The sequence below is a fragment of the Aurantimicrobium photophilum genome, from assembly GCF_003194085.1.
Taxonomy (GTDB): domain Bacteria; phylum Actinomycetota; class Actinomycetes; order Actinomycetales; family Microbacteriaceae; genus Aurantimicrobium; species Aurantimicrobium photophilum.
This window is the reverse complement of record NZ_CP023994.1, coordinates 1,349,900-1,372,890: the sequence shown is the minus strand read 5'-3', so window position 1 is coordinate 1,372,890 and position 22,991 is coordinate 1,349,900. Positions and strand designations below refer to the sequence as shown.

Annotated in this window: 16 protein-coding genes; 14 read left to right on the top strand and 2 right to left on the bottom strand. The window is 56.9% G+C overall.

Annotated elements, in window-relative coordinates; genetic code table 11:
* Positions 1–88: 88 nt before the first annotated feature.
* From AURMO_RS06845 to AURMO_RS06810, 7 genes are read left to right on the top strand one after another with little or no spacing between them, the layout of a single operon-like run.
* On the top strand, positions 89–1,171 hold the full coding sequence (locus AURMO_RS06845) for a WxL protein peptidoglycan domain-containing protein (protein ID WP_162532697.1): 1,083 nt from the start codon (positions 89–91) through the stop codon (positions 1,169–1,171).
* The gene (locus tag AURMO_RS06840; RefSeq protein ID WP_110234334.1) at positions 1,168–2,334 is read left to right on the top strand and encodes a hypothetical protein; all 1,167 of its coding nucleotides are present in this window, start codon (positions 1,168–1,170) and stop codon (positions 2,332–2,334) included. The genes AURMO_RS06845 and AURMO_RS06840 overlap by 4 nt, the downstream gene beginning before the upstream one ends.
* Positions 2,331–3,842, top strand: coding sequence for a sortase (locus AURMO_RS09060; protein ID WP_239406814.1), 1,512 nt, complete (start codon positions 2,331–2,333; stop codon positions 3,840–3,842). The genes AURMO_RS06840 and AURMO_RS09060 overlap by 4 nt, the downstream gene beginning before the upstream one ends.
* Positions 3,843–3,864: 22 nt before the next feature.
* The gene (locus tag AURMO_RS06825; protein ID WP_239406813.1) at positions 3,865–4,788 is read left to right on the top strand and encodes a phosphate ABC transporter ATP-binding protein; all 924 of its coding nucleotides are present in this window, start codon (positions 3,865–3,867) and stop codon (positions 4,786–4,788) included.
* A gap of 49 nt (positions 4,789–4,837) precedes the next feature.
* The gene (locus tag AURMO_RS06820) at positions 4,838–5,611 is read left to right on the top strand and encodes an SDR family oxidoreductase (RefSeq protein WP_110234332.1); all 774 of its coding nucleotides are present in this window, start codon (positions 4,838–4,840) and stop codon (positions 5,609–5,611) included.
* A gap of 2 nt (positions 5,612–5,613) precedes the next feature.
* Complete coding sequence (gene pdxH / locus AURMO_RS06815; RefSeq protein ID WP_110234329.1) at positions 5,614–6,252, top strand: pyridoxamine 5'-phosphate oxidase; 639 nt, start codon at positions 5,614–5,616, stop codon at positions 6,250–6,252.
* A gap of 9 nt (positions 6,253–6,261) precedes the next feature.
* A complete protein-coding gene (locus AURMO_RS06810) occupies positions 6,262–7,404 on the top strand; it encodes a MalY/PatB family protein (protein WP_110234327.1) in 1,143 nt (380 codons plus the stop codon).
* On the opposite strand, the gene AURMO_RS06805 is transcribed toward AURMO_RS06810, so the two are convergent.
* Positions 7,401–8,606: an MFS transporter gene (locus AURMO_RS06805; RefSeq protein ID WP_110234325.1), complete on the bottom strand. Its 1,206-nt coding sequence runs from the start codon at positions 8,604–8,606 to the stop codon at positions 7,401–7,403. The genes AURMO_RS06810 and AURMO_RS06805 overlap by 4 nt on opposite strands.
* Before the next feature lie 238 nt (positions 8,607–8,844).
* Here AURMO_RS06805 and AURMO_RS06800 point away from each other — a divergent pair, with 238 nt between their 5' ends.
* The 3 genes from AURMO_RS06800 (at position 8,845) to AURMO_RS06785 (ending at position 13,491) form a co-directional block, all read left to right on the top strand.
* Positions 8,845–11,346: a ribonucleoside-diphosphate reductase subunit alpha gene (locus AURMO_RS06800; RefSeq protein WP_204163605.1), complete on the top strand. Its 2,502-nt coding sequence runs from the start codon at positions 8,845–8,847 to the stop codon at positions 11,344–11,346.
* Positions 11,347–11,572: 226 nt separating this feature from the next.
* Positions 11,573–12,553 carry a ribonucleotide-diphosphate reductase subunit beta gene (locus AURMO_RS06790; protein WP_110234317.1) on the top strand — a complete coding sequence of 327 codons (981 nt, stop codon included), beginning with the start codon at positions 11,573–11,575 and terminating at the stop codon, positions 12,551–12,553.
* A 107-nt stretch (positions 12,554–12,660) separates the two neighbouring features.
* The gene (locus AURMO_RS06785) at positions 12,661–13,491 is read left to right on the top strand and encodes an InlB B-repeat-containing protein (protein WP_110234315.1); all 831 of its coding nucleotides are present in this window, start codon (positions 12,661–12,663) and stop codon (positions 13,489–13,491) included.
* 48 nt (positions 13,492–13,539) lie between these two features.
* Here the strand turns inward: AURMO_RS06785 and hrpA are convergent, their stop codons facing one another.
* Complete coding sequence (hrpA, locus tag AURMO_RS06780) at positions 13,540–17,397, bottom strand: ATP-dependent RNA helicase HrpA (RefSeq protein ID WP_110234312.1); 3,858 nt, start codon at positions 17,395–17,397, stop codon at positions 13,540–13,542.
* 85 nt (positions 17,398–17,482) lie between these two features.
* Between hrpA and AURMO_RS06775 the strand changes: the two genes are divergently transcribed.
* The 4 genes from AURMO_RS06775 (at position 17,483) to AURMO_RS06760 (ending at position 22,984) form a co-directional block, all read left to right on the top strand.
* Positions 17,483–19,054 (top strand): MFS transporter, encoded by a 1,572-nt coding sequence (locus AURMO_RS06775; protein ID WP_110234310.1) that lies wholly within the window; start codon positions 17,483–17,485, stop codon positions 19,052–19,054.
* 47 nt (positions 19,055–19,101) lie between these two features.
* Positions 19,102–19,455, top strand: a complete 354-nt coding sequence (locus tag AURMO_RS06770; protein WP_110234308.1) for a homocysteine S-methyltransferase family protein — start codon at positions 19,102–19,104, stop codon at positions 19,453–19,455.
* 17 nt (positions 19,456–19,472) lie between these two features.
* Positions 19,473–20,654 carry an FAD-dependent oxidoreductase gene (locus AURMO_RS06765; protein WP_110234306.1) on the top strand — a complete coding sequence of 394 codons (1,182 nt, stop codon included), beginning with the start codon at positions 19,473–19,475 and terminating at the stop codon, positions 20,652–20,654.
* Positions 20,655–20,791: 137 nt separating this feature from the next.
* Positions 20,792–22,984 (top strand): heavy metal translocating P-type ATPase, encoded by a 2,193-nt coding sequence (locus AURMO_RS06760; RefSeq protein ID WP_110234304.1) that lies wholly within the window; start codon positions 20,792–20,794, stop codon positions 22,982–22,984.
* Positions 22,985–22,991 lie beyond the last annotated feature (7 nt).

Below are 22,991 nucleotides of genomic sequence, written 5' to 3'. Positions count from 1 at the left end.
CAGATCTGTTTTCTTAATTCAGTTCTGTTCACCCGGGCGTTAACCATCTGTCCATATGGTGGAAAGCAGAATAAGGCTTACTTATTTCATGCGTTTGTTCACCTTGAGCCTTCTTCGACCTCGTCGGCCGCTTTTACTAGCATTTGCAGCACTTGTGGCATTCTCTGTCCTCGCTAGCTCTGTTGTTTCGGACTCTGTTTCTGCCCGAGCTGAAGACACGGCGGGTATTGCTGGAGCACCATCTGATGGAGGGAAAATTGATCAAACTCGTTCACGTTTTTCCTACCAAGTTGAGCCCGGCCAAGTCATCCAAGATGAATATTTAGTCTCGAACTCTGGTTCTACGGCCGCTGAGGTTTCTGTATACGCAACAGATGCCTACAACCTCGACAACGGCGATTACGCTCTATTGGAGTCGAATCTCACGCCGGTCGACGTTGGTACCTGGGTCACATTTGCTGACGGATCTGATCGCATGGAGCTGAGCTTGGCCCCAGGTGAATCTCGTTCGCTTCCCTTCACAGTGAACGTTCCCGCGGATGCAAGCCCTGGTGATCACGCAGGAGGGATGATTATTTCTTCGTTGACGGAATCGGATCAGGTCAAGCTTGATCGTCGCATCGCCACGAGGTTGTATTTGCGTGTCAAAGGCGATGTGACGGCCCTGATGACGGTGAGTTCCATCTCTGCTGACTATCAGCCCTCAATTAATCCATTTGCGGGAACAATGAATATCACCTTCACAATTACCAACAGTGGAAACGTGTCTTTGGGTGCCAATGCCGTGGCACTCGTCAAAGGTTTGTTTGGTATCCCTCTTTCGGGCACAGTCCGTGTTGATATTCCAGAAATGCTTCCAGGAACCTCCCGCAGCATGACCGTTCCAGTGGAAGGAGTGGGCCAATGGATATTCTTGAACCCCTCCATCAGCATCATTGGAACAATCGACGATGATGCAATCAACCCAGGCCCTCTCCCTGAAGCTGAACGTGATGTTCCGCTGTTCGTGGCGCCCTGGGCATTGCTGATTATTCTTGCCCTTGCTGGCGGAATCTACTTCTTTATTCGCTGGCGTCGAAAGCGTGACCACGAACGTGCACAGGCATGGCTTGAATTCATGGATTCTGAAGAGAAGCGCCGCGCCTCCGCAGAAAGCGTCGAGGCGTCATGATGTCGTTCTCCGTTTCACGTCCCGCAATTAGTGCGGCTCTGGCTCTCGCTATGGTTGGGGGCATTGCTCTCGGGATTGCGGGCGTTTCTTACGCGGATGAAAATGACAGCGTCCCCATCACTGTGCAGGTGGTAACTCCTTCCGTCGCTCCTTCTCCCCGGACTGAAACTCCGGTGGTTGTACCGGTTAATACCCCCGTCTCGGAAGCTGTATTCCCCATTGTGTTGAGTGGTCTCGAACCCTTTTCCTATATTGAGATATTTGCGAACTCAACCCCTGTCTTGATTGCGTCGGGTTTTGCTGACTCAACCGGCCGTTTTGAAGCATCAGTCCGATTGCCTGCGAACCTCCCGGTTGGCGATCACACCATCTCCGCTACGAACACCCTTGCCGATGGCACCAAGCTCACCACCGTCGCCGTGGCATTCTCCGTCAGCAGCTCGGGAACTATCGCTCCTCCAACTAATGGTGGTGAGAGTGTGAGCGCCGCCGCATCACGCAGCGCCTCTAATGCCGCAGGCACTGCTTCTGGAACGACTGTCACTGAAGAAACCGTGACTGGAGCTGATGCAGCAGTATTGCTGGGGCCAGATCCCTTCAACTTGGGTGGCGTTTTTTATGTAGGCGGATTGGTAGCTCATGCGTCATACCCCTTGACCCCATTCTCTCCTGCAGCTCAAGTCGCTTTCGCAGTGAGAAACGTTAGTAGCCAGACGTTGGATGCCACTTTAGATTTCACCATTGAAAATGCTGTGGGAATGCCCATCGCAAAGCTCTCTCACTACACAATTCAGAATCTAAAACCAGGTGAAACCCGTGAAATAACTGCTCTTGTGAGAAATATTGGTCAATGGGGTGTTTATTCCGCACGAATGACTTTCGTTCCTCCCGAGAAGGTTGATGGCAACACCCTCACCTCCTTCAGTCTCTCTAGTGGATTTATCGCTCTTGCTCTGTGGGTGATCCTTGGAGCGCTCACCGCTTCTAGTCTGGTTGTGCTTTATTTACTTGGCCACCGCTTCTGGCACTGGCCGACTCCTGCTGAGCTGTTCAGTCAGTTACGAAAGATGATGCCCTTTCGAACGCATGAAAATGAAGAAGAACTGGTAGCAGAAAGCGTCGACGTTCTTGAAGAGCGTGAACCTGTGGGGGCGCCACAGTGAGTTCTTTTGTGGATTGGTTTGATCGCCGCGCCAACGACGTCATGGTGTGGATTTCGTACCGCCGGAAACAGAAAATGGCTCGGGCTGAGGAAAAGAACAATAGACCGCAACTCCCCAAACCTCCCCGAGGCTGGAAGCCAGGGAATCCGTTTGTTTCGGAGCAGGAACTTGAGGCAGCTCGAGCAATTCGTGCAGCTGTTGATGCTCAGAGTGCTGACTCGAAAGCAGACAGTGGTGCCCCAGGTTCGTCTCGCCGTGAGGTTAAAGAATCTGCACCTCAAGCCCCGCTCACACTCGCTGAGCGCGTAACAGGAATCTTTCAGTTCAAGAAAAAAGATCCACAGGCGCCTCCACCAATGCCTCGCAGGCTGCCCGCGATGGTTCGAGAGCCGCGGCACTTCACAAGCCGAGAGTTATTGACACGCAACGTGTTGATTGCGGTAACCGTAATCATTTTTGGCTTTTTTGGCAATTTGTTCTTTTTGAGTCATTTGCAACACGAAGTCTCTCAGCAACAACTTTCTAACCAGTTCCGTCAAGAACTCGCACTCGCAACAGCTCCTGTAAGCGAAGGTGATAAAGATTTGATCCTTCTACCCAATGGTGCGCCTGTTGCTGTGTTGACCATTCCTGACTTGGGAGTCAATGAGGTGGTTGTTGAAGGAACCGACTCTGCATCCCTCAAAAAAGGTCCAGGCCACCGTCGCGACACAGTTCTCCCCGGTCAAGCAGGTGTGAGTGTCATCATGGCGCGAGCAGCAGCTTATGGAGGTCCTTTTGGGAACATTCAAAGCTTGCAGCCAGGGACCCGTATTTCTCTCATTACCGGACAGGGATATCACGTGTATTCGGTTATCGGAGTTCGTTATGCAGGTGACCCTGGACCAGCTGAACCGGCAGAAGGAGTGGGACGCCTAATCTTGGAAACCGCTCGTGGTGGTCCGTATACACCGGATGGTGTCTTGAGGGTTGATGCACAATTGGTTTCTACTTCCAAGACGGCACCGGGCCAGGCCGAGACCATTTTGGCTCAAGTCACTACTGCTAAGAGTTCGTCCACCCCTGCCGTTTCTGGGACAGCAACTTCAATGCCGAATTCCACTTCAGCAGCATTGCCTACAGCAGGCCCAACAGCTGCACCTACTCCAACGACAATCGCCAGTGCTCAGCCAACCACCTCTGCAACACCTTCACCAACAGGTGCTCCTGCTACAGACACTCGGAATCCTGCAATTGCATTGGCATCTGTCAAAGCTTTGGATCCAGGACCCAGATACACAGGGACAAACACACTTGCACTGAATGAGCGTGAACTGGCAACCGACACCACCATGTTGTGGGCACTCATTTTCGCCCTGCAACTCCTCATCGTGGTTGAAATTGCAGCTATCTGGGCTTACCGAAGAGTAGGTCTGGAAAAAACCTGGATTGTGTTTATTCCCATATTCCTGTTGACCGGGCTGCTTGTTTCTGACCAACTCGTTCGATTACTTCCCAATCTTCTTTAAGCCCACTAGAGAAAGAAAACTGATGACTACTTCTGAAGCTAAGAAGCCCTCTATGGCGGGATCTTTTGTTGACTCTATGAAGGATGGCCTCGGGGCTGTTAAAGGAGTTTTCACACGAGAGCGCGACAGTAGCTCTAGTTCTGGTTCGCGTCTCAGTGAGCTCAAGCCTGAACCTGCCACTCTGCAAGCCAATAACATCTCCGCTTGGTTTGGAACCCACCAAGTATTGGACCGAGTATCACTCGAAATGCCTGCCGGCGTCATTACGTCACTCATTGGTCCTTCTGGTTGCGGTAAGTCAACTTTCCTTCGAATTCTCAACCGCATGCATGAGTTAGTTCCCTCTGCTCAGCTCGCCGGAGAAGTATTGATTGATGGTCAGGACATTTACGATCCAGAACTTCGGCTAACACAAGCACGTCGCGAAATCGGCATGGTGTTCCAAAAGCCAAACCCTTTCCCTGCCATGTCCATTTATGACAACGTGGTTGCCGGTTTAGCTCTGACAGGAATCAAAGTCAGCAATGACGAACGTGATGAGCTGGTTGAAACCAGCTTGATTCGTGCTGGTTTGTGGAAAGAAGTTCGTGACCGTCTTCGCTCTCCAGGTGGCGGGCTTTCCGGTGGTCAGCAGCAGCGACTTTGTATTGCGCGCTCACTTGCGGTGATGCCTCGAGTGCTCCTGATGGATGAGCCCTGTTCAGCCCTTGACCCCACTTCGACTCGTGTTATTGAAGAAACCATGTTGGAACTTGTCAATGACGTGACCATTGTGATTGTGACCCACAACATGCAACAAGCTCAGCGAGTTTCTCAGCAGTGTGCATTCTTCTTGGCGTCGCAGGGCACCCCGGGAGCAATTGTTGAGTATGGGGACACTGAGGCAATGTTCGACAGTCCTATTGACCCTCGAACATATGACTACGTCAACGGTCGCTTCGGATAAATCTCTTCCGACAGTCGAAGCGTTGCTTTCCCCGCGATAGGTTTGCTCTATGAGCACTCGTCGCGTAGTTATCACCGGAGCAAGCTCCGGTATTGGTCAGGCCACTGCACGTCTTTTCGCCCAGCATGGCTGGAGCGTGGTGGGTGTTGCCCGCCGTGCTGATCGTCTTGCTGCCTTGGCAGCAGAGACCGGCATCAGCACCTTCGTTGCTGATGTGACCAAGCAAGAAGACGTGGATTCTCTGCGTGACTTTCTCGCCGATTCAGGCCCTGTTCACGCTCTGGTGAACAACGCCGGTGGCGCCTTCGGCGCCTCCTCGGTTGAAGACAGCGACCCTGAGGACTGGAAGCGCATGTTTGACGTCAATGTCATTGGTGTTCAGCGCGTGACCAGTGCGCTGCTTCCCTTGCTCCGCAAGGCAGCAGCAGACGGCCACGCCGACATCATGACCGTGACCTCCACGGCAGGATTCGTTCCTTATGAAGGCGGCGGCGGATATAACGCGGCCAAGTTTGCCGCTCACGGTGTCGTGGGTGTGCTGCGCTTAGAGCTTGCCGGTGAACCCATCCGTGTTCTGGAGATTGCTCCCGGCATGGTCAAGACTGATGAGTTCGCGTTCAACCGTTTAGGTGGTGACACAGCCAAGGTCGACGCACTCTATGCAGATGTGAAGAACCCTTTGGTGGCTGAAGATGTTGCCGAAGCGATTGTGCACGCCATTGAACTTCCTAGCCACGTCAACATGGACATGATCACGATTCGCCCGGTTGCCCAGGCTGCTCAACACAAGCTCATCCGCGGCGAACTCAAGCCGAAGGCATAGTTATGGAATCTCTTTCTCGTCACACCGACTACGGCAATGTGCCCTTCGACGAATCGATTGCGCTGCCTGATCCTCTGGCTCAGTTTGCGCAGTGGCTGAAGCAAGCTGAAGACGAGGACGTCTTTGAGCCCAACGCCATGGTGGCCAGCACCATCGATCCCGATGGTGCAGTGAGTTCCCGCACAGTCCTGCTCAAGGGTTTGGACGACACGGGCCTCGAGTTCGTCACCAACTACACCTCCCGCAAGGGCAAGGCTCTGCTGCACAACCCCAGCATCTCGCTGCTGTTCCCCTGGTATGGACTCAAGCGCCAGGTGATTGTCTATGGCGAAGCTAAGCCCACCGTGGCAGAGGTGAGTGACCTCTACTGGAACCGTCGCCCCAAGGGTGCTCAGCTCGCCTCGGCAGCAAGTGACCAGTCAGCGCCTATTGCCTCACGTGAGGAATTGGACAAGCAACTGGCAGCACTGGAAGAGAAGTTCCCCGGCGACACCGTGGTGCCCAGACCCGAGCACTGGGGTGGCTTCCGTGTGATCCCTCACGCCTTCGAATTCTGGCAGGGTCGCTCGATGCGTTTCCACGACCGCGTGCGTTACGAACTTGTGGATAGTCACTGGCAGATAACTCGTCTCCAGCCCTAGGCTGAAGCAATGAGTACTCCCTTCACCAGCTTCACTCTCGACCAGCTCAAAGCCCGCACCAGCGCCAAATGGAAGCACTACGGACCTGACGTGTTGCCGCTGTGGGTGGCAGAGATGGATGCCACTATCGCGCCCTCTGTTGTCGAGGCAGTGAATGCAGCAATGACATCTGGTGACACCGGCTATGCCGTGGGAGACGCCTATGGTGAAGCGTTTGTTGAGTACTCGAAGCGACACTGGAACCTCGACCTCGACCCTGCCTACACAATCCCCGTCATCGATGTGATTCGTGGACTGGGCTCGGTCATTGAGCACGCCACCGAGGCCGGTGCCCCGATTGTGATTACTCCTCCGGTGTATTACCCCTTCGCCATGATTGTGGCCGGCACGGGTAGGACTCTGGTCAATGCTCCGATGACAGCAGCTGGACGTTTTGATCCAGAAACACTCGACAAGGCTTTCGCAGAAGCTGCCGCGATGGGTAAGGGTGGGATGGTCTTGATCAGCAACCCCCACAACCCCACTGGCGTGGTGCACACGCGTGAAGAGCTCACCATCTTGGCCACGCTCGCCAACAAGCACGGCATCCGCATTCTCTCCGATGAAATCCACGCCCCACTGACGATGCCCGGCTTCGAGTTCATCTCGATCCTGGACATCCCCGAGGCAGCGGATGCCATCGTGGTGACCAGTGCCTCCAAGTCCTACAACCTTGCTGGTCTCAAGGGTGCACTCATTGTGACTAACAAGGAGTCTTCAGAATTTGTGCGCAAGATGAAGGCAGAATATCTCGAAGCCCCAAGCCACCTGGGCACTATTGCCCACGTTGCAGCGCTGCGTGGTGGGGATGAGTGGATTGCTGCCGTGAACAAGGACATCGACCGCAACCGTCACCTCGTGACCGAATTGGTGAACACTTTCCTGCCCGGTGCGAAATACACCCCGGTTGAAGCCACTTATTTGGCGTGGGTGGACTGCCGAGCTCTGGGGCTCGGAGATGACCCGGGACAGGCCTTCCTCGAAAAGGGCAAGGTTGCCTTCTCAAGCGGTCATGTCTTCGGTGAAGGTGGCGAAGGCCACATTCGAGTGAACATGGCAACCAGCCCCGAGATTCTGACGGAAGCATTCCGCCGGGCTTCTCTCGCTCTTTAGCTGATCGTTTCTACAGGGCCAGTATCGGGCAGCGGAGCCCCGTGGCCTCCCCGGAGGTCGGGGCTCCAGCGGAATGTTCCTAAAGCGCCAATGGCGGTAATGAGGGCAAAAAGTGTTGCGGCAATAATGGCCGTCTGGGCGCCAAAGTGGTCAATGCATAAACCAGCAACGGCTGATCCCAGCCCGGCACCAATCAACTGACCACTGCCAATCCAGGCATAGGACTCTGCGGTTTCACTGAACTTCATGGTGGCGCTCACATTGGCAAAGAGCACCGTGAGGGCAGGGGCAACACCTAGACCTGAGATAAACAGGGTGACAGCGAGCCACCAGAAGTCAGACGAAAGTGATGCAGCGGCAAGTCCAGCAAAGACCAACAGAAGTCTGCGCGTCATAGACCAGGGGGCAATTTCGCGGTGGCCCCAGGCTAGGCCTCCCACGAGGGAACCCAGGGCGTAGATGGCCAGAATCCATCCAGCTTCGGGGCCATCCTCACCAAAGAGGCCAATAATTCCTGCCTCCACGGCAGCAAAGCAGGCAACCAGGGTCAGGCCCAGCAGGGTGGAAATAATGACCGGTGGCCTGGAGAGCACGCCGCCGAGGCGACGCTTGCTCATGGGAATGCGAACCTGACCTACCGAAGGTGAGGTAATAAACCACAGCCCACCGGCAGCGAGGAAGGCCATCGCTGCCAACACTGCTTCCACGCTGCCCACGCGGAGTGCGACAAAGGTGGTGAGCACGGGACCCACAATCCAGATGATTTCCTGAGCGGAAGCATCCAGGGAAAACAGGGGAGTGAGTAAGCGGTTAGGAACCAGCTTGGGATAGATGGTGCGCACGGCGGGCTGGATGGGTGGGAAGGAACATCCACCGATAAAGCCGAGAACGACAAGTGCGGGGACAGACAGCGGGAAGATTGCCATCGACGACAAGGTAATCACTGCAACTATTGTCATCACCGACAGGAGTGGGCGCATGCCCCAGCGTGCCATCAGTCGTGAACTAATGGGGCCTGCAATGGCTTCGCCCAGGCTGATAGCGGCAACGACCAAACCAGCCGCCGCATAGGAGTGGTGAACCTGCTCCACGTGGATCAAGAAGGCGATGGAGAGCATTCCGTGGGGGAATCTGGCCAAAAGTTGCGACAACAAAACACGGGTTACGCCTCTGACCCGCAGTAGTTCTAGATAAGTTTTCACAACCTCTCCACTCTAGCTGGGCTATTTTGTGGGCGCCTGAGTGTCCGTGGGTGCTCGGAAGATGTATTTCTACGCAAATAGAGCAAAAAGAGGTGTTGATATGTGCATAAATGAGGAAAAGTTATCCACAACTGGGGATGACACGCCCACAACATCTAGGGATTCAATTTCACCCCCAACCCCTTATATAGTGGTCAAGCACCAAGAGCAGATCAATCACGAGGAAGAGACAACAGACGTGGCAATCACCGTCGTAAAGCGCAACGGACAGCGCGAGCAGTATGACGCCAACAAGATCAACATGGCGATCGAAGAGGCAACACATGGCCTCCACGACAACATTGCGTGGGTGACCCAGATTGCCACCGAGCTCGAAATCACGCTGTTTGACGGGATTACCACCCAGCAGCTGGATGAAGCAGTTATCCAGGTTGCACTGCAGAACGTCAAGGATGACCCTGCATTCGACGTTGTTGCTGCTCGTCTTCTGCTCAAGACCATCTACAAGCGCGTACTGGGTGACTTCTCTACCCCAGAACAGCTGAGGAAGCTGCACCGCGAACACTTCGCTGAGAACATGAAGCGCGGCGTTGAGGAAGGTCTGCTCGACCCACGCCTGACCGAACTCTTCGACCTCGATGCTCTTGCTGCTGAGATTGACCCCAGCCACGATGACCTGCTCAAGTACATCGGTGTTGTTACCCTCAACAACCGTTACGCCATCAAGGGCCGCAACGGTGACCCACTTGAGGTTCCTCAGTACTTCTGGATGCGTATCTCCATGGGTCTGTCTTTGAATGAGAAGAACCCCACCGAGCACGCGATCAAGTTCTACAACAAGATGAGCCAGCTCGAGTACCTCGCAGCAGGTTCAACCCTGGTTAACGCCGGAACCATCTACCCACAGCTCGCCAACTGCTTCGTTCTCGAAATGCAGGACGACATGGAGCACATCGCGAAGACCACTCGCGATGTGATGTGGCTGACCAAGGGAACCGGTGGTATCGGTCTCTCGGTAACCAAGCTTCGCGCACAGGGTTCACCTATCCGCTCGAACAACACCACCTCGACGGGGCCAATCCCCTTCATGCACACCCTGGACTCGATCCTTCGTGCAGTGAGCCGTGGAGGCAAGAAGTTCGGTGCAATGTGCTTCTACATGGAGAACTGGCACATGGACTTCCCCGAGTTCCTTGACCTGCGTCAGAACTCTGGTGACCCCTACCGTCGTACCCGTACCGCCAACACTGCTGTCTGGATCTCCGATGAGTTTATGAAGCGTGTCCAGAACGATGAAGACTGGTACCTCTTTGACCCCCTCGAGGTCACCGACCTCAACGAGCTCTACGGCAGGGCATTCTCTGAGCGCTACAGCCACTACGTAGCTGAGGCAGAAGCTGGCCGCATCAACCTCTACAAGAAGATTGGTGCCCGCGAGCAGTTCAAGCAGATCCTGATTTCCCTCCAGTCCACCAGCCACCCCTGGTTGACCTGGAAGGACACCATCAACCTGCGTGCCCTCAACAACAACACCGGCACCATCCACTCTTCGAACCTCTGCACCGAAATCACATTGCCTCAGGACGAGGACAACGTCTCGGTATGTAACCTGGCTTCAATCAACCTCTCTCGTCACCTCACTGACGACAACAAGGTTGACTACGCCAAGCTTGCAGAAAGCGCCAAGCTCGCTGTTCGCCAGCTCGACAACTTGATCGACATCACCCGTTCTTCGGTTCAGGAAGCTGACTTCTCCAACAAGGAGAACCGTGCAATCGGTCTGGGCCTGATGGGCTTCACCGACATTGTGGAGCGCTTGGGCTACTCCTACGAGTCCGAAGAGGCATATGACCTCATCGATGTCATCACCGAGCACATCTCCTACGCAGCCATCGAGGCGTCGGCAGAGCTTGCTCAAGAGCGTGGTGCTTACTCCAACTTCGAAGGCAGCCGTTGGTCACAGGGTCTCGTGCCCTTCGACAGCATTGACCTGACCGAGGCAGACCGTGGTGTCCCCATCACTGTCAACCGCAACACCACCCTCGACTGGGATGCTCTGCGCGCCAAGGTCAAGAACGGTGTCCGCAACGCCACTCTGATGGCTATCGCCCCAACTGCCTCCATCGGTCTTGTTGCTGGAACCACTCCTGGTCTGGACCCACAGTTCTCACAGATCTTCAGCCGTGCAACGAGCTCGGGTAAGTTCCTTGAGGTCAACCGCAACCTCGTTGCTGACCTGCAGGAGCTCGGTCTCTGGGAGACCGTCCGTGAAGACCTGCTGCGTAGCCAGGGTGACGTTCAGAACCTGCCTCAGATTCCTGACCACATCAAGGCTGTTTACAAGACCAGCTTCCAGCTCTCGCCCTTCTCCTTCATTGAAGTTGCCGCGCGTGCACAGAAGTGGATTGACCAGGCCATTAGCCGCAACATGTACCTGGAAACTCGCGACCTCGGCGAAATGATGGAGATCTACTCCGAAGCATGGAACCGTGGCGTGAAGACCACCTACTACTTACACATGAAGCCACGTCACACTGCTGAGCAGTCCACTGTGAAGGTGAACAAGTCGGAAGACATCAACGCTGGTGGTTCGGGCGCACCCAAGAAGGGCTTCGGCTTCGGCAGTGGCTCGGGTTCCAACCCAGAACCTCACGCTGTTTCAGCAGTAGCTGAGGCAGAACCAGCAGTAGCAGCTCCAGCTCGTAAGGGCTTCGGATTCGGCTCGGGAGGTGGCAACTAATGAACTACACCACTTCAGTAGACGAGTACGTCGTTCCCGTCGACCCCATGGATGAACTTCAGTGTGACTCCTGCCAGTAGGCAGGACCACCCTGATCCACAGACACCCCTGCAACACCTGCACCATCTGTAATAACCCCGCCGCACCCCACTGATCCACCAGGATCAACCCCCGCGGGAAACAACAGATCACCACACATATTTAGACGACTAAAAGGAGAAACACCATGGGTATTCTCGGTACCGGAGTTCAAGAAGGACTCATGCTCAAGCCTGTCAAGTACAAGTGGGCAATGGACCTCTACGACCAGGCTGTAGCTAACACCTGGTTCCCCAACGAAATCCAGCTCGGCGAAGACATCGCTGACTTCAAGAAGATGAGTGACGAAGAACGTCACGCCATCACCTTCTTGATGAGCTACTTCAATCCCAACGAGCTTCTCGTGAACAAGGCACTCGCCTTTGGCGTATACCCCTACGTGAACGCTCCTGAGGCTCACCTCTACCTCGCAAAGCAGATGTGGGAAGAAGCAAACCACTGCATGAGCTTCGAGTACGTCCTCGAAACCTTCCCCATTGACCGTGAGGTTGCTTACAGCTCTCACGTCAAGGTGCCTTCCATGGCTCGCAAGGAAGAGTTCGAAGTGGGCTTCATCAAGCGCATGACTGAGCAGACCCTCGACATCACCACCACCGAGGGCAAGAAGGACTTCGTTCGCAACCTCGTTGCCTACAACGTCATCCTCGAGGGCATCTGGTTCTACTCAGGCTTCATGGTTGCCCTCAGCTTCCGCCAGCGCAACCTGCTGCGTAACTTCGGATCTCTCATGGACTGGGTTGTTCGCGACGAGTCGCTTCACCTCAAGTTCGGTATCAACTTGATCCTCACCGTTCTGGAAGAAAACCCAGACCTGCAGACCGAAGAGTTCGCAGCAGAAATCAAGCAGATGATTCTCGATGCAGTCGAGATGGAGTCGGAATACAACCGCGACCTTCTCCCCAACGGCATCCTGGGCCTGAACTCGAACTACATCAACCAGTACGTGAAGTACTTGGCTGACCGTCGTCTCGAGGAGCTCGGCTTCGAAGCAGAGTACAAGGTCTCGAACCCTGCAAAGTGGATGGCTACCGCCAACGACACTCTGCAGTTGGTCAACTTCTTCGAGTCGACCAACACCAGCTACGAGTCGAACGGTGCGACTGCCTAGTCACACCTCACACTCGAACAGAGTTAAGGGCTCTCCTGATTACAGGAGGGCCCTTTTCTGTGCCCCAAATGTATAAAAGGTGTATAACTTCCGTCTAAACTATTGGTATGAAGAATTTCTCCCTCAAGGCGCTTGGCGCCTTCATTTTTGCCGCTGGGCTTGTAGTTGCTGGTGTTGCTGCACCTGCCCAGGCGGCACCAATTACCTCACCTAGCGTCACTACTTCAGGTTTAGTTCAAGGTCAAACAAACCCAAATCCCATCGTCATTAGCATGACAACCCCTACAGGATCTGATGGGGCAAACGTAACAATTCCGAGTGACTGGTCGTGGACACAAACCATGTCCCCTGCGAGCACTCCCTGCGTAGCGCCGGTCCAGGTTTCGGGTTTTACTGCGACATTTTGTCGTTATGGAGTTTCACCTTTTGTGTTGGATTTATATACAAGTAACAACTTGAACCCAATTACAAGTGGCACCACGGTGACGATCACCATTGCAGCCGGAGCCTTGAATGTTGGCGCAGCCACCGACTTTATTCTCAGCTTTCAGAATGGTGCAACTGTCGTTGATACTTCGACTGTGAGTGTCGGTGCAAGTAGTGCGAAAACGGTAACTTTCAACGCAAACGGTGGAACTGGTTCAACTGCTACACAGTCATCAAGTAGTGCGGCTGCTTTGACAACAAATGGCTACTCCCGTTCCGGTTACGTATTTGCCGGATGGAACACGGCTGTAGACGGTTCAGGAACCGCCTACGCTGATGGTGCAAGTTTCCCCTTTACAGCTAATACAACCCTCTATGCACAGTGGACGGCAACCCTTGCCAACACGGGCATTAGCAGCGCAACTGGAATCTCCCTACTTGTGGGCGGACTATCACTGGCAATTATTGGCGCAGAGCTCTTCATGATTGCTCGCCGCAAGCGCAGCAACTAAGCGGTAAACCTCAGAACACCCCAGCCTTTTGGCTGGGGTGTTCTTTGTTTATGCCAAGACTTTCTTAATCCTCTGGAGCGAGATGGGCTCTGCAGTCCCTAATGACTGCGCAAACATGCTCACTCGGAACTCTTCAATCATCCATCTGACTTTCACAAGTTTCTCTGGTGAGTGCGGGGCAAGGGGAATCTTCCCTCCTGCAGCTTCGAACATGTTCAGTGCTTGATCGAGTTCCACAGATGCTGTTCTATCTCTTCCTGCATCTTCGAGCATTTTTGTTATCCGCATGGTGATTGCTCTGACATAGATCAAGATGCGGGGGAGTCTGTTGAGGCCAGCTTCAGAGATGAACCCTGGTTGCAGTAGTTGCTCAAGGTGAGCTTTCTCTTGTGTGAGCTGGGCAAGGAAAGACATTGGGTTTGCACTTGCCATGGCTTTCTGTGCTTCCTTAGCTGCACTCAAGATACGTGCGGTGAGGGAGACAGCATCAAAGATGTTGTCCATAATGGCGCCTTGGACGCGGTCCCTGAGGGTTTCGAACTCTGCCTTCTGGAAAATCATGCCGTCTTCGCGCATAGAGAAAAGGACGCTATCCACGCTTGCTGCAATGGCATCTGCGATCAGAGCATTCAAACTGGGGTAAGGGCTTTGGGTGAGGATCAGTTTCTCTGCCGCAGTGAGGTGTTCTTGCACATATTTCGCAGGTGAAGGAATTGCGGCAACAACTAATGCTCTGGTGCCTTGAGGGTGTTCACGCTTCTGGTCTGCTTCGGTGGCTAGGAGTCTGATGTTGACTTCTTGCTTAGCTGTTCCTGAGTTTGTCACAACAAGTGCAGGGTATGCACGCACGGTGTTGCCACCGTGCTGGGCATCAACTGTTCGAGGGAGTTTATCAAAGTCCCAGCTGGTGAGACCGTCACGTTCTAGTGGGGAAGTAACTCGCTCAGCAACCTCGGCAACGGCATCTCTGCTGCGCTCTGCTAGGCCTCGCTGTAGTTTGCTTAAGTTTTTGTCGGTGCCCAAGTTCTTGCCTGTGTTGCCAATAACCCGATAGGTCATGCGCAAGTGATCTGGGAGGCGGTCTGAGTCAAAGTCTTGTGCTGAAACCAGTGCTCCACTGAGGCTTTGGAGGGCTTTGGCAACTGCAACCAGGAGTTTGCCTTCTGGTTGTTCGGGCAAGGTTGAAGCTGCTTTGGCTGCCCAGTCCGCTGCCGGGACTACTTGTCTTCTAATGTTCTTGGGCAGGGTTTTGATGAGGCCAGTAATGAGCTCGAGGCGAAGACCAGGAACAAGCCACTCGAAGGCTTCTGGTTCGAGCCTGGCTAGTAGTGGCAAGGGAATCTCAACCGTGACGCCGTCGTCTTCACGTCCGGGTTCAAATCTGTATTTGAGCTTGAGGCGTTGATCGCCATAGAACCACTCAGACGGGAACTCGTTCTCGTCGTGTTCTGCTTCTGTTTCTTCTAACAGGTCTGCACGTTGCATGGTGAGGAAGTCAGGGTTGGTGCTGCGCTCCTTTTTCCACCAACCTTCAAAGGTTCTGGTGGAGAAGACATCTGCAGGGATGCGCTGGTCATAGAAGGCGAAGACGACTTCGTCGTCTGCCAAGATGTCACGTCTTCTTGAGCGCTCTTCGAGTTCTTCGAGTTGTCTTCGCAAGGCACGGTTGCTGCGGTCGAATGCTTGCTTGGAGTCCCATTCGCCATCCACCAGCGCATGGCGAATAAAGAGTTCTCGGCAGAGCTCTAAATCTATTCGTGAATACTGCATTCGTCGGTGGGCAACGAGAGTGACACCGAATAACGTCACGCGCTCATACGCGACGACTGCACCCTGGTTCTTCTCCCAGTGTGGTTCGCTATAGCTGCGCTTGCAGAGGTCTCCTGCGAGTTTTTCTGCCCAACCCGGATCAATGGCAGCGTTGGTTCTGGCAAAAAGTCTGCTGGTTTCCACCAGCTCCGCACTCATCACTGCTGCGGGTGGTTTCTTAGCGAGAGCAGAGCCAGGGAAGATGACAAACTTCTGGTTTCTGGCACCCATGAACTCATGCTGTTGTTTGCGGGGGCTGTTGTTGGCCCCTCGCTTGTCACCGAGTTTGTTGTCACTGACCTGTTTGAGGCCAATGTGGGAAAGAAGTCCTGAGAGCAGGGACTTGTGAATGCCGTCGGGGTCAATCTTGGGTTCACCCAAGCTCAGACCCAATGGCTTAGTCAACGTCTTGAGCTGGCGGTAGACGTCATTCCATTCACGCACGCGCAGATAGTTCAAGAACTCTGCTTTGCACATCCTGCGGAAGGCGCTCGAGGAGAGTTCTTTCTGCTTTTCTTCGAGGTAGTTCCAAAGGTTGAGCAAGGACAGGAAGTCACTGGTGGGGTCGGTGAATCTTGCGTGGGAGAGATCTGCTTGTGGGCGCTTCTCTAGCGGGCGTTCCCTAGGGTCTTGAACTGTGAGCCCCGCCACAATGGCCATGACTTCACGGGTGACACCGTGATGCCGGGATTCCAATACCATCCGCGCAAAGCGGGGCTCAATAGGAATGCGGGAAAGGTCGTGACCGACCTTGGTGAGTTTGGTTGCTCCCGTGTTGTTCTGGATAGCGCCGAGTTCTTTGAGGAGGTCCAGGCCGTCCTTCACGCCACGTGAATCTGGCGTTTGTAGGAAGGGGAAGGCTGCAATGTCGCCCAAGCCCAGAGACGCCGCCTGCAGAATCACCGACGCGAGGTTGGTGCGCAAGATTTCGGGGTCGGTGAATTCTGGGCGGCGCTCAAAGTCTTCTTCTGAATACAACCTGATGGCAATGCCGTCACTGGTGCGACCGCAGCGTCCCGAGCGCTGGTTGGCACTGGCTTGAGAGATGGCTTCGATAGGCAAGCGCTGCACTTTGGCGCGGGGTGAATATCTGGAGATGCGAGCGGTACCGGCATCAATGACGTATTTGATGCCGGGAACAGTGAGGCTTGTCTCCGCCACGTTGGTGGCCAAGATGATGCGTCTTCTCAAGCCTGCAACCTTGCTGGGTTCAAAGACTTTGTGCTGGTCAGCGGCTGACAGGCGACCGTATAAAGGCAGCACTTCCGTGCCGGCCTTCATCCGGCCGGCAGCGATGTGACCTTCGATGGCTTCTTGGGCATCACGAATCTCTGTCTCACCGGAGAGAAAGACGAGCACATCTCCGGGAGCTTCCTTTTCTAACTCATTGAGGGCAGAGATGATGCCGTCGAGATAGTCACGTGCTGAGTGCTCGGGAGCTTTCGTTGCCTTGTTAGGTTCATCTGCGAGCTCGTCGTCATCGACGTCATCGCTGGACATCTTGTCTTCGACCAGTGGACGATATCTAATCTCAATAGGGAAAGTTCTTCCGGAGACCTCAATCATGGGTGCGCCACCAAAATGTGTGGAGAAGCTCTCGGGGTCAATGGTGGCGGAGGTGATGATGAGCTTGAGGTCCGGACGCTGGGGGAGAAGCTGCTTGAGATAGCCGAGGAGGAAGTCAATGTTGAGGCTGCGCTCATGGGCCTCGTCGATGATGATCGTGTCATAGGCGCTCAGCAAGCGATCACGCTGCAGGGCGTTGAGCAAGATGCCGTCGGTCATGACCTTGACCTCGGTTTCAGCACTGGCCTGGTCGGTGAAGCGGACTTGGTAGCCGACAAGGCCACCCAGTTCCACCTTGAGTTCTTCGGCGATGCGCTCTGCTACGGCCCGTGCTGCAATACGTCGGGGCTGGGTGTGAGCAATACTGGTGCGACCCAGTTCCAAGCACATCTTGGGAATCTGGGTTGTTTTACCCGAGCCGGTGGCACCAGCAATGATGACAACTTGGTTGTCCCTGATTGCATTCAGAATCTCTTCACGACGCTCACTGACAGGTAAGTCAGGAGGATACGTGATGAGTGCGGCGTCCATGGGCTTCTTCCAGCCTACGCGAGGGTATTTATACGGCTGGTCTAATGTGCCAAACTGTCACAGTCACCAATAGAGGAGTCCATCCGTGTCAACATCAGCTACCGCAGGAACCGCACCTGAAACAGGCTTTCGCCGTTCCGCCGTTATTCTTCTGGGTCTCCTAGGTGCAATCCAAGTAGCAGACCCACTCATTTCTTCCCTGGCATTGGTGAAAGCCTCAGACCAGCTCAACTTTTCGGCTTCGACGCAGTCCCTTGCTGTCGGTATCTCAACACTTGCTTTGGCTGCCACTGCTATTCCTGGCGGAATGCTCGCTGATCGCTTCGGCCGCAGGCTTTTGTTGGCACTGTCGGTGTTGGTTGCTGCTGCTGGCCAGCTCTTGACGGCGAGTGCTGGTCTCATTGACCCCACTGCCGGCACGGCAGTGGGGATGTATTTGCTTGGCCGCATCATTACCGGTGTTGCTCTCGGTGTGACCTTCGGTGCCGCATACGGCATGCTCCGTAACGTCTCCAGCTCCAAGTCGCTGGGACCGGCCATGGCCACCTTCAACATTGTCAATGGTGTCATTCCCGTCATTGCCATGGTTCTCGGTGGTGTGCTCATCGGTATTGACTGGCGTTTGGCTTACCTGATCCTTCCCGTGATCTCCGTCATCGGTTTCTTTCTGGTCAAGCCCATCCTGCCCAAGATTGACAAGCTTCCCGCCTCAAAGGTCGACTACCTCGGCATGCTCTTTGTCGCCGTGGGTATCGCTGGGCTCCTCTATGGCATCAGCGGTGCGACTAACGGTTTCGATCACCCCTCGTTCTATGTTCCCGTCATCGTTGCGCTGATCTCTTTGGCGGCGTTTGGTATCCGTGAGAACCGCACTACGTCTCCCGTCTTCCCCATCAAGTTGCTCACCCACCCCGCATTCTTGGGCGCTGTCATCATGGGTGTCTTCTGGAACATGGCATCGGCCTCAATGAGCCAGATGCTTCCCAATATGTTCCAGTACGTCACCCACATTCCTGCCGGTCTTTTGGGCGCAGCTAGCTTGCCTATGTCAGCAGCAGGCATTATTGGTTCCGTACTTGCCGGAACGTTCCTCGGTAAAGGTTCGAAGCCTCGCACGACCGCAGCAACCGGTTATGTGCTGATGGTGCTCGGTTTCTTCACCTTCCTTCTGCTCTCTCCCACCTCTGGCTACCTCATGTTTATCCCCGGTATGGTCATTGCTGCGGTGGGCTGGATGATGAATGCCACCAGCCAGGGCAACCTCTTCATTACTTTGGCCCCGGCCAAGTTCTATGGTCCGGTGACCTCCAGCAAGCTCGCTGTGGGACAGTTCGGTTACGCTCTCGGTCTCACCGGCAGCACGGTCATGGTGTCGCTGTTCACTCTGTCCGGAGTGAGCACAGCAACAAAGGGCGCAGTTGCTGGAGACAGCAACTGGGATGCCATCACGGGTTACCTGGCCACCGGTAAGACCTCAAATACTGCGTTGTCGGCAGTGAGTACTTCTGACCTTGCCGCGATTTACACCAGCGCCTTTGTGACCACCCTCACCGTTATTGCCGTCATCACTGCTCTCGCAGGCGTGATCATGTATCTCTTGCTCAAGAACAAGAAGGCAAGTATTCCTGTTGATGAGTACCTGGGATTGACGAACTAAGTCATTTCGACTTTCTTCGCCCTCGCTTACTTTTCTAAGCTCTACTCATGTTGTCCTGTGATGAGTTCCTTACTCGAGTAAGTGTTCCCCTCGCCATTGATGGCGGAATGAGCACCGAGCTGGAACAGCAAGGCTGTCGACTCGAGGGCTCGTTGTGGACTGCTCAAGCTCTGCTCGATGATCCTGGACTCATTGAGGCTGCACATAAGGCCTATGTCGATGCGGGCGTTGGCGTTGTCATTACCGCCAGCTACCAAATTTCTCGTGCGGGTTTTGTCGAGAACGGTCATACTGCTGAGGATGCTGACCGCGCTCCTCTCTCAGATCTCCATTGCCTTTCGGCACCTGCCGAACTTCACGCAGGGAGCCGGCCGTCAAGGGAACGTGGAATACCGGACTGAGCGCAGCGAGGGAGGATATGCCGCGAAAGCCCTTGACGGCCGGTGTCGCGGCTGCCCGCCACCTCGCCTCCCAGGGCGGGGTGGTAGCCACGCTCGTCGGCGAAACGGGCGTTACCCCATACACTCGGATGCTCATCAAGGGCGTCGCATTCGGCCCGACCCCTCCGGGATTCATCACGCTCCGCCTGCCAGAGGTAGAGTACCTTGCCGATACCGTCACCGGCATTGATCCTGGCGACCGGGAAGTGCGTCTGACGTCGGGGGCGCGGATCGGCTATGACGCCGTCATCATCGCCACCGGCAGCCGGCCCCGCCTGCTGCCCGACACCGTCCTCGGAGCAGGGGCCGCGATGGAGCGGGGGCAGGTGAGCCCCCTCCACTCGCTCGCGGATGCGCAGCGCATCCGCGAGCGGCTGGCAGGGCTCGGACGCCGAGCACGGATTGTCATTTACGGCGGGGGGATCATTGCGGCTGAGACCGCGTCGACGCTGCAGGAAGCTGGGCACACGGTCATGCTCATCAATCGCGGCACCGTCCCCGGCTTGGCAGCGTTCGGCGCCCCGGTCGCCGAGCGCCTCGCCGCCGAGCATCAGTCCCGCGTGCGTACCTACTTCGGTCGCACCGTGCGCCAGGTCGAAGCCGGCGATCATGGCGTCGTGGTCACTCTCGACGACGACAGCCCCCTCATCGGGGACATCCTGTTGGTAGCGCTCGGCACGATCCCCGCTGCCCCTGCCCCTGCTCCGTGGACGGGCGGCGTCGACGTTGACGCCCATCTCCGCACCGACGTCCCGTACCACTATGCGGCCGGCGGCGTCGCCATGCACCACGACGCCCTCGGCGCCTGGCGCATCGACCACTGGGAAGACGCCGCCGCCCAGGGCGCGCACGCGGCTCGAGTCGCCCTGCACGATCTCGGCCTCGACGCCGCCCCCGACCCATATCTGCCGCGTAGCCCCTACCTGGCGCTGGTCTACGGCCACGCGGTCGCCGGGGTCGGTTCCACTGTCGGCGCCGTCTCCCGTCTCGAGGAGGGGGACGAGTTCATTGTGCGGCACGAACGCTCCGGAACCGTCATCGGCGTGACCGGCATCGACGCCGTCGGAACGGTCTCCCAGTGGGGGCCGCAACTGCACCAGGCGGCTGCCAGACACAGCGGTGCCCAATCGCGACCGCCATTCTTGAAAAATACCCCATAGGGGTATAGGGTTGTGAGGAATGCCGGGTTGTGCAGGTGCGGCGGCCCGAAGCATCACTGCTGAGTGACTGCCTCACCTGATCCGGCCGCAGAGACGGGAACCAACCCGCACGACTCGTCCACCGAGGAGCAGCGTTCATGACAGATCCGAACAGCCACAATCACGATCACCACGACCATCCGAGTACGACAGCCGCTGGGCACGGGGGCGGGCATCACCCAGCGCCGACGCAACTCGACGAGCAGGCTCCTCAGCAGCACGACGCACATCACGGTCACGATGCGCAGGCCGGGCACGGCCCGCACAATGCCCACCAGGATCACGGCGGCCACTCCGGTCATGGAAACCACGGCGGTCACGTCGAACGTTTCCGCAGACTGTTCTGGATCAATCTGATCATCGCGCTCCCGGTGGTCGCGTTCTCGCCGATGTTTGCGATGCTGCTCGGCTACGAGGTGCCCGGCTGGGCGACCTTTGTCGCTCCCGCGCTCGGCACGCTCATGTACGCGTGGGGCGGATGGCCCTTCCTCACCGGCGCATGGAGCGAGCTCAAGGCCCGCAAGCCCGGCATGATGCTCCTGATCGCGCTGGCGATCACCGTCGCGTTCTTCGCATCCTGGGCGGCCACGCTCGGGCTCGTGCACCACGAACTCGAGTTCTGGTGGGAGCTCGCGCTGCTGATCGTCATCATGCTGCTCGGACACTGGATCGAGATGCGATCCCTCGCCCAGACCACCTCGGCGCTCGACTCCCTCGCCGCCCTCCTGCCCGACGAGGCCGAGCGCGTGGAGGGCGACGAGATCGTGAAGGTCGCCCCCGCCGAGCTCGCCGTCGGCGACATCGTGATCGTGCGGCCCGGCGGCAGCGTGCCCGCCGATGGCCGCATCGTCGACGGCCGCGCCGCGATGGACGAGTCCATGATCACCGGCGAATCGCGCACCGTGACCCGCGGGGACGGGGATACGGTGACCGCCGGCACGGTCGCGACCGACTCGGGCCTGCGCGTCGAGATCACCGCGGTCGGCGACGACACCGCACTGGCCGGCATCAACCGACTCGTCGCCGAGGCGCAGAACTCCTCGTCCCGCGCCCAGCGCATCGCAGACCGCGCCGCCGCACTGCTGTTCTGGTTCGCCCTCGCCGCCGCCGTCATCACCGCGGTCGTGTGGACGATCACCGGGGATCCCGATGCGGCGGTCGTGCGCAGCATCACCGTGCTCGTGATCGCCTGCCCGCACGCCCTCGGCCTCGCCATCCCGCTCGTGGTGTCGATCGCGACCGAGCGGGCCGCGCGCGGCGGCGTGCTCATCAAGGATCGCCTCGCCTTGGAGTCCATGCGCCAGGTCGACGCGGTGCTGTTCGATAAGACCGGCACCCTCACCAAGGGGGAGCCCACCGTCACCGGCGTCGAGCCCGCTGGCGAACTCGACGCCGACACCGTGTTGGCTCTCGCCGCGTCAGCCGAGGCCGACAGCGAGCACCCGCTCGCGAAGGCCATCCTCGCCTCCGCGAACGAGCGCGGCCTCACCGTGGAGCCCGCAACCGGGTTCTCCTCCTCACCGGCGGTCGGGGTGACCGCTACCGTCGCAGGCCACGAGATCCGCGTCGGCGGGCCCCGCCTGCTCGAGGAGACCGGACAGCCCGAAACCGCAGCCGCGGACGCCTGGCGGGAGGAGGGCGCGATCATTCTGCACGTCCTGCGCGACGGGCAGGTGATCGGGGGTCTGCGGCTCGCCGACGAGATCCGCCCCGAATCCCGCGACGCCGTCGACGCGCTGCACCGCCTCGGCGTCGAGGTCGTCATGATCACCGGCGACGCCGAGGCCGTCGCCCGGGAGGTCGGCCGCGAGCTCGGCATCGACCGCGTCTTCGCCGGGGTGCGCCCCGAGGACAAGTCGGCCAAGGTCGCCGCCTTGCAGCGAGAGGGCAAGAAGGTCGCGATGGTCGGCGACGGCGTCAACGACGCCCCCGCACTCGCGCAGGCCGACGTCGGCATCGCGATCGGTGCGGGCACCGACGTGGCGATCGCCTCGGCGGGTGTGATCCTCGCGAGCTCCGACCCGCGCAGCGTGCTCTCCGTGATCGAGCTCTCCCGCGCCGCCTACCGCAAGATGAAGCAGAACTTGTGGTGGGCCGCCGGCTACAACCTCATCTCGGTGCCGCTGGCGGCCGGTATCCTGGCTCCGGTGGGCATCGTGCTTCCCATGTCCGTCGGCGCGATCCTGATGTCGCTCTCGACCGTGGTCGTGGCAGTCAACGCGCAGCTGCTGCGGCGCATCGATCTCACCCCCGCAGCCAGCACCCGTTCCGTCCTGGAACGCGAGAAGTAAGGATCCC

Bases quoted from the DNA above. Each gene is read 5' to 3' on its own strand.
- AURMO_RS06845 (WP_162532697.1), top strand. From the start codon at position 89: ATGCGTTTGTTCACCTTGAGCCTTCTTCGACCTCGTCGGCCGCTTTTA.
- AURMO_RS06840 (WP_110234334.1), top strand. From the start codon at position 1,168: ATGATGTCGTTCTCCGTTTCACGTCCCGCAATTAGTGCGGCTCTGGCT.
- AURMO_RS06825 (WP_239406813.1), top strand. From the start codon at position 3,865: ATGACTACTTCTGAAGCTAAGAAGCCCTCTATGGCGGGATCTTTTGTT.
- AURMO_RS06820 (WP_110234332.1), top strand. From the start codon at position 4,838: ATGAGCACTCGTCGCGTAGTTATCACCGGAGCAAGCTCCGGTATTGGT.
- pdxH (WP_110234329.1), top strand. From the start codon at position 5,614: ATGGAATCTCTTTCTCGTCACACCGACTACGGCAATGTGCCCTTCGAC.
- AURMO_RS06810 (WP_110234327.1), top strand. From the start codon at position 6,262: ATGAGTACTCCCTTCACCAGCTTCACTCTCGACCAGCTCAAAGCCCGC.
- AURMO_RS06790 (WP_110234317.1), top strand. From the start codon at position 11,573: ATGGGTATTCTCGGTACCGGAGTTCAAGAAGGACTCATGCTCAAGCCT.
- AURMO_RS06785 (WP_110234315.1), top strand. From the start codon at position 12,661: ATGAAGAATTTCTCCCTCAAGGCGCTTGGCGCCTTCATTTTTGCCGCT.
- hrpA (WP_110234312.1), bottom strand. From the start codon at position 17,397: ATGGACGCCGCACTCATCACGTATCCTCCTGACTTACCTGTCAGTGAG.
- AURMO_RS06770 (WP_110234308.1), top strand. From the start codon at position 19,102: ATGTTGTCCTGTGATGAGTTCCTTACTCGAGTAAGTGTTCCCCTCGCC.
- AURMO_RS06765 (WP_110234306.1), top strand. From the start codon at position 19,473: ATGCCGCGAAAGCCCTTGACGGCCGGTGTCGCGGCTGCCCGCCACCTC.
- AURMO_RS06760 (WP_110234304.1), top strand. From the start codon at position 20,792: ATGACAGATCCGAACAGCCACAATCACGATCACCACGACCATCCGAGT.